General features: G+C 67.2%; 11 protein-coding genes and 1 pseudogene. 3 read left to right on the forward strand and 9 right to left on the reverse strand.

The window, feature by feature from the left end:
- Positions 1-136: 136 nt before the first annotated feature.
- Entirely contained in the window at positions 137-1,516 is a 1,380-nt protein-coding gene (locus QYM41_RS17225; protein ID WP_368801001.1) for an IS1380 family transposase, read from the reverse strand.
- A gap of 352 nt (positions 1,517-1,868) precedes the next feature.
- Between QYM41_RS17225 and QYM41_RS17230 the strand changes: the two are divergent.
- Positions 1,869-2,171 (forward strand): annotated as a pseudogene (locus QYM41_RS17230) (transposase); the annotation flags it as partial.
- A gap of 19 nt (positions 2,172-2,190) precedes the next feature.
- Here the strand turns inward: QYM41_RS17230 and QYM41_RS17235 are convergent.
- From QYM41_RS17235 to QYM41_RS17265, 7 genes are all read right to left on the reverse strand, one after another.
- A complete protein-coding gene (locus QYM41_RS17235) occupies positions 2,191-3,822 on the reverse strand; it encodes a DUF6297 family protein (RefSeq protein WP_368801002.1) in 1,632 nt (543 codons plus the stop codon).
- Positions 3,819-4,511, reverse strand: a complete 693-nt coding sequence (locus tag QYM41_RS17240; protein WP_368801003.1) for an ABC transporter ATP-binding protein — start codon at positions 4,509-4,511, stop codon at positions 3,819-3,821. Before QYM41_RS17240 ends, QYM41_RS17235 begins: the two co-directional genes overlap by 4 nt.
- 230 nt (positions 4,512-4,741) lie before the next feature.
- Complete coding sequence (locus QYM41_RS17245) at positions 4,742-5,347, reverse strand: flavoprotein (protein ID WP_368801004.1); 606 nt, start codon at positions 5,345-5,347, stop codon at positions 4,742-4,744.
- Between the two features lie 40 nt (positions 5,348-5,387).
- On the reverse strand, positions 5,388-5,909 hold the full coding sequence (locus QYM41_RS17250; RefSeq protein WP_368801005.1) for a hypothetical protein: 522 nt from the start codon (positions 5,907-5,909) through the stop codon (positions 5,388-5,390).
- Positions 5,906-6,820: an alpha/beta hydrolase gene (locus QYM41_RS17255; RefSeq protein WP_368801006.1), complete on the reverse strand. Its 915-nt coding sequence runs from the start codon at positions 6,818-6,820 to the stop codon at positions 5,906-5,908. Before QYM41_RS17255 ends, QYM41_RS17250 begins: the two co-directional genes overlap by 4 nt.
- Positions 6,810-7,640: an HTTM domain-containing protein gene (locus tag QYM41_RS17260; protein ID WP_368801007.1), complete on the reverse strand. Its 831-nt coding sequence runs from the start codon at positions 7,638-7,640 to the stop codon at positions 6,810-6,812. Before QYM41_RS17260 ends, QYM41_RS17255 begins: the two co-directional genes overlap by 11 nt.
- A 62-nt stretch (positions 7,641-7,702) precedes the next feature.
- Entirely contained in the window at positions 7,703-7,864 is a 162-nt protein-coding gene (locus tag QYM41_RS17265; protein WP_368801008.1) for a cypemycin family RiPP, read from the reverse strand.
- A gap of 298 nt (positions 7,865-8,162) precedes the next feature.
- Between QYM41_RS17265 and QYM41_RS17270 the strand changes: the two genes are divergently transcribed.
- On the forward strand, positions 8,163-9,569 hold the full coding sequence (locus tag QYM41_RS17270) for a phytoene desaturase family protein (protein WP_368801011.1): 1,407 nt from the start codon (positions 8,163-8,165) through the stop codon (positions 9,567-9,569).
- A 210-nt stretch (positions 9,570-9,779) separates the two neighbouring features.
- On the opposite strand, the gene QYM41_RS17275 is transcribed toward QYM41_RS17270, so the two are convergent.
- Entirely contained in the window at positions 9,780-10,256 is a 477-nt protein-coding gene (locus QYM41_RS17275) for a hypothetical protein (RefSeq protein ID WP_368801009.1), read from the reverse strand.
- A 118-nt stretch (positions 10,257-10,374) separates the two neighbouring features.
- Between QYM41_RS17275 and QYM41_RS17280 the strand changes: the two genes are divergently transcribed.
- Positions 10,375-11,048 (forward strand): helix-turn-helix domain-containing protein (locus QYM41_RS17280; protein ID WP_368801010.1); only part of this gene is annotated, 674 nt, incomplete at its 3' end.

Here is an 11,048-nt window from a genome sequence, read left to right on the forward strand (position 1 = left end):
GGTTCTCAGACTCTCCTTCAGGGGCTGGATCAGCAACTAACTACCCCTGCCACAAAGTCTGACGCGCGACAGGGGGTCGCCGGTCTGCCCGGCTTTTCCACTGGGGGTCCTCGCTCGTGCGGTCGGGGGTAGCGCGTCAGGCGATTGCGGTAGCGGTTGCGTGGGCGCGGTCGAAGAGGCTCTCCCACGCGCTCTGCCAGGGCCAGGCGGTGGGCAGGTGCAGCCGCCACTTCCGGGCGTGGTTGGCGATCCGGGCCGGCACCTGGATGAGCTGGGCGCGGATCGTGGCGGTCCGGGCTCGTGCGTGCCGCTTCGAGGCGATGACTCCGGCCGCGCGGGTGAGGTTGAAGGCCATCGCCGCGCAGACCAGCCAGGCGGCGTTGGCGGTGAACACCCCCGAGGGCAGGTGCGCCAGCGGGCCGTTCTTCAGGTCCGCGATGACTTGTTCGACGATCGCGTGATCGCGGTGGGAGGCCTCGGCCTCGAGCATGCCCAGGGACGAGTCGGTGAACACCGCGTGGTGGCGGTAGGCGGTGAGCAGCTCGTCCTGGCCGACCGGGGCGCCGGCGGGGTTCAGGCGCTTCACCCGGCGCACGATCAACCTCGCGGTGACGTGCTCGGCCTTCCGGCGGGAGGTGAAGGCGGTGTACGGGATTTCGGCGACCTCGGCGTCGGAGATCCACCGGCCCTCCTGCTCGTCGAAGATGGCCTGCGGGTACTCGATGCCCACCCAGTCCTCCTCGGGGATGCGGGAGATGGCTGCGGTCACGGCCGGGTCCATCCGCGCGGTGATCGAGAACCGTGCCCCGCCCGTGCGGGCGGCGGCGACCACGTCGCGGTTGTAGTACGCCGAGTCGGCCCGGACCGTGATCGTCCCCGTGGCCCCGGCCTTCTGCGCGGTGGCCACCGCCTCGGCGATCAACCGCGGCGCCCCGTGGGCCGAGGCCGCCGAACCCCGACGCAGGCGGGTGGCGGCGATCACCGGCGCCACCGTCGGGGTCGAGAGCGTGGCCAGCTGCGCGTTGAGTCCCCGCACCCCGGAGTACCCGTAGCCGGTGCCCTGCTTGGCGTAGCCGTGGGTCTGGCGGATCGTGTCGTCGACATCGAGGTAGGCGACCTGATCGGCACCGGCCACCAGACCCGGAACCCGGTCGGCGAGGTTGGCCAGCAGCCGGGAGGACACCGCGTCGAGCTGGCGGACGTGACCGAAGGTGTAGGCCCGCAAATGCGTGCCCAACGTGGTCGGGGCCCGGCCGGCGGTGAAGAGCCGTCCCATTCCGCCGTGGCGCAGCAAGCCCATGTCGGAGATGCTGTCGGCCCCGGCGACCATGCCCGCCACCAGGGCGGGGATCTTCACGGCGGCGTTCGCCCCGGCCGGACCCGGCACGCTCACACGGTCGGCGAGGAGCTCGTGCAGCCCGGCGTCCTCGGCCAGGCCCATCACCGGGAGAAGGCCGGCGGTGGACACGAGGTTGGGGTCATCGAAATCAGCCGAGAAGCTGTGGGAGACTCGCACTATCGGGTGCCCTTCTGCTGGGTGACGTGGAAGCCTGAAGAACTCCCATCGTCCCAAGCAAGAAGGGCATTCGTCTGTCAGGACTCACCCACCGGACCCCTCAACATCGGCGCATCCAGGCTGAGCCTGGCCGGTTACGTTGCCTGGCGCAGTCCAGAGCGGTGTCTCGTATCGTATGGGATGCGAGACGCCTCGTCCGTCGAAGTTTGTGGTGGCGAACTGTGATCAGTGGAGATAAATGGCCGCCTTCTCGCAGAGTTAAATGTCATTCCCGCGACTTCGCGAGCGGCGTGCGCCGGGCCGCACGCAACTTGGTCCGCCTCCCGGCTACACCGGCGGGAACCCCTACCGCAGCGCCGGGGCCGCCGCCCTCACCGAGCTGGGCAAACTCGGACGGACCCTCAAGAGCCGGGCCGCCGACGTCCTGGCCTATTTCGACCGGCCCGGCACTTCCAACGGGCCCACAGAGGCGATCAACGGTCGACTCGAGCACCTGCGTGGGTCCGCCCTCGGGTTCCGCAACCTCACCAACTACATCGCCAGATCACTGCTGGAGACCGGAGGATTCAGACCCCGACTACACCTCAACTGCGATGAGCCTCTAAAGGGGCCTGCCACGCCGCATCAGATGCCCCCCTGGTGTGCCGAGTCATGAAGAGGGATGCGGGAGGGCGTCAGAAGGCGCGGGGACGGCGTAGAGCCCAGATAATGGCGCCGGCGCTGAGGACAACTTGGAGGCCGAGCAGGGGGAGCGTGATGGTGCCGGCGATCAGGGCGATCAGGGTGGGCACGAGAACGAGTAGTCCGCAGGTGTGGGCGGCGGTGAGCTGAGAGATGACGCCGATGGGAATGGCTCCGGAGTCAGTCATGATGACGGCCCCGGACCAGTCCAACGGGGGACGTCGTGCGCCGGTGGCGGCGGTGGCTCCCAGTCCCAGGCCGGCGAGGGTTCCGGGGAGGGTGAGCAGGGCGGTTCCGGTCAGAGCGCCCAGGATCCCGAGGGTGATGGCTCCCCACAAGGCCATGGCCAGGCAGGGGGTGAGTAGGCGGGCAATCTGGGCTGCGGTGGAGGAGATCGGAAGGATGGCTTCGACATCTGGAGTCAGGGCGGAGGTGCGGGTGGCTGAGGCGGCGAGGTCTGCGGCGAGCAGCGCGGTGAGAGACAGGGCCACGCTCAGGACCGTGACGGTGCCTGCGCCGGGCACAGTGGCGATCATCAGCATGGCCCCGAGGGCAGCCAGCCAGAGCGGAAGTGGGCCGGACAGGCGTAGCCATCCGGTGGTTTCGGCCCGCCACAGGGCGACCCATGGGCGGGTGGGCCCGCGCGGGATCAGGGACGAGGGGGGGTGGCCGATATGGGGAAGCTGGATCAGGGCGCGGTAGAGGTCCTGGAGGTCGAAGGTGGCGGCGGCGGCGCGGAAAACCATGGCGTTGCCGCCGCTGGCCTCGAGCTGGGGCCAGTCCAGTCGGGTCACGGCATGGCGGGCCCGTCGGTGGAGCAGCATGATCAGGGTTGTCGCGGCCAAGACCAGCACCACGGCGGGGACGGGGCCCAGCGTCCCGCCGAGGGCGGCGAGATTCAGGGCCGGGGAGGCAGGTGCGTCGGCGAGGTAATGGGCGAGGAGGCCGTAGGCGGCACCACCGAGCAGGGTGCCGGCCACGGTCCACGGCAGCACCCGGGCCAGGCGGTGGGTGTGGCCATGGGAGGTTGACCGTGTCTGGGCGATGACGGCGGCGGCGGCTGCGGCTGGCCCGAGTGCGGTGATGGTGAGGACCATCGGGATCAGGGTCCAAGTGGGGCCTGTGGTGGTGAGGATTATCAGGGCCGCCACGGTCGCCGCCGCGGCGGCGACCAGGAAGCCACGGGCCAGGACGCCGGTCAGTGCCCGACGCAAGAACGGGCTCCGGTCGACCGGCAGCTGGAAACCCCATACGAGGTCTGCTCGGGCGGCGGCGATCGGACCCGTCGCCAGCAACACCCACACCCCTAATGCGGCCAGGCAGAACGCCCCCAGGGCTGCCGCGGCGGCACTGGGCAGACCGGAGGTGCCGGTGATCAGGGCGTGGTGCAGCCACGAGGTGGTCGCTCCGGCGGTGGTTGCGCTGGTGAACTGCAGCAGGCTGGCGGCCATGGATCCGACTACGGCCAGGGAGAAGATACGGATGTAGAGGTCGGTGAGACGTTCGCCCAGGGGCCGGTGGGCACGTTGTTTGGCGGTGGTGCGGGCGCTGTGCCAAGGGTCGAAGGCTGTCGTGCCGGGCTCGGTCTTTGGGGCCTGGGCGCCTCTGGTCATCGTGGGGCTCACAGCAGTTCTCCGGTGATCAGTGCGGCGCCTTCGCCAGGGGTCACCTCTCGTACGGTGGTGTCGATGACCAGGCACCGGTCGGAGACGGCGGTGAGGAATTGGGGATTGTGGGTGATGACCACTGTGCAGGCTCCGGTGCGGGCGTGCTGGATCAGTCGGTCGGCTAAGGCGGCGACCATGGCCGGGTCCAGGCGTTGCTCGGGTTCGTCGAGGAACAGGACCTCGGTGGGGCGGATGAACGCCGCTGCTAGCAGTAGGCGGCGGCGCTGGCCGGAGGACAGGGCATCGGGAAGGGCGTGGGCGCGGTCGGTGAGGCCGAAGAACGCCAGTTCCCGTCTGACCGACTGGAGGGGGTCGGGGATTCCGTGTCCGGTAGCTACCAGTTGCAGATGTTCCTGGACGGTCAACCCGGGGAACCAGGCGTCGTCGTCGAACACTGCGGCTACTGCACGCCGCCAGGTGGCGGAGCCTTCCTGCCGCGGTTCGCCGGCGAAGTGCACCTGCCCGCCCAGAGGGTGCTGGCGTCCGGTGATGGTGCGCAGCACGGTGGACTTGCCGGCGCCGTTGAGGCCGACGATCGCCACGATCTCTCCGAGGCGCACGCTCAGGGTCACAGGGCCGCATACTGCGGACCCGGAGAACCCGCAGGACAAGTCGTGGACGTCTATCAGGGGAGCGTGGTTGCGCATGAATCCATTCTAGGATGCCGGGGGAATGTGGGGAGCTTGTTCGGGTGGATGGCTGGGCGTGACACGGGTCATTTCATCGCGGCCGTGGTGGGAAGCATGGGAGCATATTTTCTGGTGTCTGGCGAATAGTGGGGCGGTGGTCTGAAGGATATCTGGACGAGATTCACCACTTTCCCGGGGGTATTGGCGGGGTGCGAGGTGGCGACACCTTGGGGCGTTTCGGTCGGCGGTTAGGCGGGGTGGTTCTGGCGGGTCGTCTCCGGGGCGCTCAGCTTCGTTTCCAGGGTCTCGAGGAGGAAGGGCATAAAGAACCCGGTGCCGCCTTTCCACTGGTCCTGGGAGACGCTGTAGGCGGGGACCTGCGGGGTGAAGATGATGTTGTTCCGGCGCTGGAGGTCCTCCAGCCGTTGGTCGATCAGCGGGTTGGTGCCGGGGAACGAGGTCGCTACGGCGATCGGTCGCCGGGTCAGCTGCAACGCCATCAGCATTGGGGAATCGCTGAGTCCGGCGGCCAGGCGCATGGTCGTGTTCAAGGTGGCGGGGAAGATGCCGAAGCACTCGGTGTCCTCGTCTAGCCCGTTGTGGACCCCGGAGGGAATATCGGGGGAGTCCCAGGCGTCGATCCACACCGATCCCGAGGACAGGAGGCGGAGGCTGTCGAGGGTGACGAACCGCAGGGCGGAGTGGGTGACTGACATGCTCACGGTCAGATCGGGGTAGAAGATGCGCAACCAGTTGAGCCAGTGGGGCACCAGGGCGGCATTGACGGATCCGGTCACATGCAGGTGCAGCCGGTCGGCGGAGAAGATGGGTGCTTGAGACGGGGAAGTGCTCATCGATGTGCGAGGCTCCGGGATCAGGCGGACCGACGATTGGTCACAGCGCGGTGGGGAAGGAGGTAAGGATCGGTTTTACGCCCTCTGGGCCAGCCTCGGGTGTGGAGGTGGCGAGCATGAACTGGTATGTGCCGGCGGCGGTGGTGGGGCGCAGGTGTTCGGCGATGACATCGGCCAGCAGCTTGTACGCCGGGCTCTGGGCGACCCATTCGAAGGTGGCGCCGTGGCCGGAGAGGGTCATGAGCTGTTGTGCGGCATCGAAGAGGGCTTTGTAGCCGCGGTTGCCCGGGTTCCAGATCCCGGAGTGCCAGGTGGGTCGGTATCGGGTGGGCAACTCGGTCCACGGGCTCCAGGTGCCGTCGTTCTGTTGCCGGTAGAGGATGTGGACGTTTTCGGTGCCCGGGTTCGGGGCGAAGAATCGCCACTGCGGAATGGTCCAGCCGAAGGTGAAGCGGTTGAGCATTGAGATGTGCGCATCGGGAGTGTTCTGGAAGACGGTGATCCCCAGATGGCCGATCAGCGCCCAAGTGACGCTGTGCTCGATGAGGCGGGAAGTTTTCATGCGGTCGTTCTTTCGCGCAAGAGGCGGGTGAGGTACAGGGCGTGTTCGGGGTAGCCCAAGATGGATCGGTGCCCGCTGCCGGGAATGATGCTGAGGTCAGCACGGAGCTTCTCGGCCAGCCGGGATTGCTGGATGACGTTGTCGGCCGCGCCGAACACGTGGCGGTTCACCGGGAGGCCTTCAGGGTCGGTGAGACCGGTGAGGGGTTCGGTGGTGTATTCGGTGGTGGCAGTGCGCAACGTCGCGCTGTCGGAGATGAACAGTCGGTAGGCGTTCTGCACATCGGGGCGATAGGCGACCTGGCGGGCCATCATGTCCGGTCCCCACCAGTTGAAGCCGATAGTTCCCGCCAGGCGGCGTTGTCGGGTGACCTGCCGGAACTTGGCTGCCTTCGTCGCCGAGGAGCGGTCAGTTTCCAGCAGATCGGGATCGGTGCCGTCGATGATGGTGATCGACCGCACCCGGGCGCGCAGATGCGCGGATTCGCGCACGGCGTTGCTCATCACCAAGGACCCGATGGAGTGTCCCACATAGGCCACCGGATGCTCCGGCGCCAGGGCGCGCAGTAGTAGTTCGATCAGCTGGCCGGGGCGCAACGAACTGGTGGTCCGGCCGTACCTGCTCCGGTGGTAGCGCAGGATGCGGTAGTCCTCCCGGAGGAAAAACTCGACCCAATCCCAGCCTTCCAGGGGCTCGCCCAGCCCGTTCTCGCACACGATCACGGGCTCGGTGGAGGAGGGGTTGCCGGTGAGGAGGTATTCCACGTGACCGCCCTGCCCGTCGGGCAGCAGGCGTGTGCCCTTGAGCCCTTGCCGGCGGGCCAATTCCTCGGTCCGTTTGGCGCGTACAACGGTCGAGCTGGCCACTGTCGCGAAGGCGGTTAGCGCCGCGACCCGAGTCTCAATTCCCACCGGACAGGTACCTCTTCTGGATCACATAGGCAACGGAATGGTGCGAGGCGGAGAAGCCCCAGAAGAACCGTGGCAGCCCCATGGTCAGCGCCACCCCGAGGTGGAAGAGCTTCACCAGGATCAGTGCCTGGTCGGCGCGCCGAGGCGTGAGTAGGTACACCACGGGGAACGCGCTCTCCCACCCGATGGTGCTCCACGTCAGCAACCGCATGAGGCGGGGGTGTTTGTGCAACTGCTGGGCGGTGAAGGACTGGCCGTAGGAGTTCGTCTTCAGCACCATCTCCAGGGCCTCCCCGCTCATCCAGGTGCTGGAGATGGCCTTGGCCGCTCCGGAGGCCGCATAGGAAATGCACGTCTGCAGATTGACTGCTCGCAGGAACACGTCGTCGGAGACATGGCGGTCCGGGATCAGCGCCGTGGCTAGCCGGTAGCTGAGGATCACGGCAGCCATCTGATCGGCCCCATCCCGCCCGTAGGGGGTGCGGATCTCGGACAGTTTGTTGGAAGCCACCATCAAGACGGCGCCGGCCACCTGCGCCGTGCGGTCCTGGCGCCTGCTCAGGACCAGTACACCCCCTGCGATGGTCGCGCAGTTGAGCAACTTGGCTCCAGCGGCCGAGTCGAGGAAGCGGCGAAACCGCTGGGGAAGAGCGCTGGGGCCGGTCTGGAACCGTGAATGACCCCTGAGATACCCGCTGGGTTCGTACTCCTGAGCACTGCACAGGGATTCGAGGCCGCCCAGCACCTGTCCGACGGCTACGGGGAGCAAGATCTTGCCGGCCAATGTGCTCGACAGTGGGGGATGGCTCTCAGGGGTCATTCGCAGTGTTCTCGTTCGGTGTCAGCGGAGTGAAGATCGATGGGGTTCTGCTGAACCCCGGGTCAGCAGACCAGGCACAGCGTGCTGCCCACCACCGCGTACTGGGCCGCGTAGAACGTGGCCGGAGTCGTCATGGACGGGGTGTCGACGGCCTCCATGAAGCCGGGCGTGGTATCGATCGCGGACGTGTTGATGATGTTTTCAACAGTCATGATGGGATTCATGGCACTTTCCTTTTTATCTAGAAATTGAATTGCCGTGATGGCACATCGAAGAGATCAGATAGGTGCCACCGTCGCAAATATCTACTTGCTTCCGACAATGCTAGATTCTTTGGCGTGCCGACTTTTGTCAACCGTTGCGCGAAGGACTGGCCTAAAGTCGAGAATGTACTGGTCGAGCGTCTAGTTTGAGGCTGTTCTCGGCTCCCTACCGAGGAAATGGCAGTTCGCACTTAAGGATGAAACAGCGGTAATTCGAAGGGAGGAAAGTCGTGTGACTAGGACAAATAGGGCGGCGGTGGTGGGTGCGGGGCCGAATGGCCTGACGGCCGCTGTAATGCTGGCGCGGGCGGGACTGGAGGTGATCGTCCACGAAGCGGGGGACGCCCCCGGCGGGGCCTGCCGGTCAGGACCACTGTTGGGAGACAACATCAGCAGTGACTTGGGGGCCGCCTCGCATCCTTTGGGCGTGGTCTCCCCGGCGTTTCGACACCTTCAGCTAGAGCGTCACGGTCTGCGCTGGCTCCACCCAGAGGTGGTGGTGGCCCATCCGTTGGATGGGGGTGAGGCCGCTGTGGTGTACCGCGACCTGGACCGGACCGCGGAAGGACTCGGGCGGGATGGGCGAGCATGGGCTGCACTCCACCGCGGTGTCACAGATCGGTGGGACGAGGTGGTGACCTCGGTACTCGGGCCGTTGGTGCAGATCCCGGCCCATCCCGTCGCCCTGGCCGCCTTCGGGGCCCGGGCAGTAGCTCCTGCCACGGTCACGGCCGCGGCCCTGTTCCGGGATCGTCGTACCCAGGCCCTGTTCGCCGGATCCGCCGCCCACTCCGTGCTACCGCCCAGCCACCTGCTCACATCGGCATTTGGGGTGCTCTTCGGTGCCGCGGCACAAACCACCGGATGGCCCGTGGCGCAGGGAGGGTCGCAAGCCATCGTCGATGCGCTGGTGGCCGAGCTCACCGATCAGGGCGGGCGCATCGTCACCGGCCACACCGTGCACGATCTACGCGCAGTCCAACCCGTGGATCTCATCATCCTAGACCTCACCCCTCATCAGGTGCTGGCCCTGGAAGGCCTCGATCTGCCCACCCGGTACCGCAAGGCACTACGACGCTGGCGCTACGGCACGGCCGTGCACAAAATCGACCTGCTCCTGGACGGTCCCGTCCCCTGGAAAGACCCGCAGGTGGCACGAGCTGGAACGGTGCATCTCGGCGGCACCCTCGAGGAGATCAATGTCGCTGAGCGACAAGCCAAAGCCGGGCGCTTGCCCATCCACCCTTTCGTGATGGTCGCCCAACCCTCCTCGATCGATCCCACCCGGGCACCTGAGGGCACCACCGTCATGTGGGCCTACGCCCACGTGCCATTCAGATCCGATGATCCCCGCGCGGGAGAACGTGTGATGAATCAGCTGGAACGCTTCGCCCCCGGCCTTCGCGACCGGGTACTGGCCCGCCACGACACCGGACCGACAGCCTTGGAAGCCTGGAACCCCAACCTGGTGGGAGGAACCATCGGAGGGGGAGCCCTCGACGGACTCCAGCAGGCCTTCCGCCCGGCCCTACAGGCCAACCCATACGCCACCGGTGTCCCCGGGGTGTGGCTGGCATCTTCCTCCACGCCCCCCGGCGGCGGAGTTCACGGCATGGCCGGCTACCACGCGGCCACGCGCGCTCTGCGCCACCTCGCCTCTACTTGATTCACGAGCCCGCCTCAGGGGCATCCGGTGTCGTGCTGCAGTTTCGCCTTCGATGAAGGGCTTCCAACGTCTCGTGGTGGTGTCGATGCCGTAGTGGTCGGTGAACGCCGTGGTCGAGGTGATGGCTTGCCCGAGCCCCCGCGTGGAGCCGTTGCGGACTGCGTCCTCCCAGTTCCCCGGCCAGGGGAGAGGTGCCAGTAGGGGGAAGTCTCAGCTGTGGTCGGGAGTGTCCTCGGCCGGCGCATCGGAGATCGGCGCATCGACAACCTCCTCGGCGGCGTCCTGCGTTCCGACCGCGGTGGGGTCCTTGGTGCGATTGCCGGTGATGACGACGCCCTCGGTGGTGAGATCAACACAGAGCATGCCGTCCTCCACGAAAGGCTTCCATCGCCTCGTGGCGGTGGTGTCGATCCCGTAGTGGGCCGTGAACGCCGTAGCCGAGACAATGGCCTGCCCAGGTCCACGCTTGGACCCGCTGCGAACCGCATAGGCATGCGGGGACGAGTCATCGGCTGGATGCAGGGCCATGACACTGCGGTCCCGGTCGAAGAGCAACTCCAACGTCTCGGCGTTGTCTAACAGATCATGGGCGGCCTTGTTCAGCGAGATCACCCCGCGCCTCTGGATCGTGACGCTGGGCGCCTTCGCCAGCGGAGTCATTCTCTTGTCGAACACCTCGAACGGCACCACGCTAACTGTTGTGGGTCATGAGGTTCTTGTCACGGGTGCGTCGATGAGATGAGGAACGGGCTCCTCGCCCAGGATGGAAGTTCCTACACCGACATCCACACGAGAGAGCCCGTTCATGACCCACCGTAATGCACCCCTGACCCCGACCGGCCGGCTGCGCATGGTGGCCCGCCACCTCGACGACGGGATCCCGCAGTCCCATGTGGCCGAGGAGTTCCGCGTCTCGCGCCCCACAGTGGCCACCTGGGTCGCCCGCTACCTCGCCGAGGGCGAGGACGGGCTGGTCGACCGGCCCTCCACCCCGGCCGACAACCCGTCCCAGACGCCCCCGGAGGTGGTGGAGCGCATCGACGCCCTGCGCCGGGGTCGGAAGTGGTCGGCCCGTCGTATCTGGCACCACCTGTCCACCGGCGGCTACGACACCGACGCCGAGCAGGCGAAGGAAGCCGGGCAGACGAAGGACCCCGGACCCTTCCACGCCCCAGTGCGCATCAGTTTGCGCACGGTGGGCCGGTGGCTGCACCGGCTGGGGATCTCCCGGCTGCGTGACCTCGCCCCGGACGGGGACGGCCAGCGACGCACCCCGCGGCGGATCCGGGCCTACTGGCCCGGGCACATGGTCCACCTCGATGTGAAGAAGGTCGGGCGCATCCCCGACGGCGGCGGATGGCGTGCCCACGGGCGCGGGTCCACGGCGGCGAAGAAGTCCAAGCGCGGGCCATCGCCCAGACCTTGCGGTGGCCCCAGGCTGGGTGGGCCAGCGCGTGCGCCACGACGGCCTCGCGAACG

It is taken from the genome of Kocuria oxytropis, assembly GCF_040981195.1.
Taxonomy (GTDB): Bacteria; Actinomycetota; Actinomycetes; order Actinomycetales; family Micrococcaceae; genus Kocuria; species Kocuria oxytropis.

Bases quoted from the DNA above. Each gene is read 5' to 3' on its own strand.
- QYM41_RS17240 (WP_368801003.1), bottom strand. From the start codon at position 4,511: ATGCGCAACCACGCTCCCCTGATAGACGTCCACGACTTGTCCTGCGGG.
- QYM41_RS17245 (WP_368801004.1), bottom strand. From the start codon at position 5,347: ATGAGCACTTCCCCGTCTCAAGCACCCATCTTCTCCGCCGACCGGCTG.
- QYM41_RS17250 (WP_368801005.1), bottom strand. From the start codon at position 5,909: ATGAAAACTTCCCGCCTCATCGAGCACAGCGTCACTTGGGCGCTGATC.
- QYM41_RS17260 (WP_368801007.1), bottom strand. From the start codon at position 7,640: ATGACCCCTGAGAGCCATCCCCCACTGTCGAGCACATTGGCCGGCAAG.
- QYM41_RS17265 (WP_368801008.1), bottom strand. From the start codon at position 7,864: ATGAATCCCATCATGACTGTTGAAAACATCATCAACACGTCCGCGATC.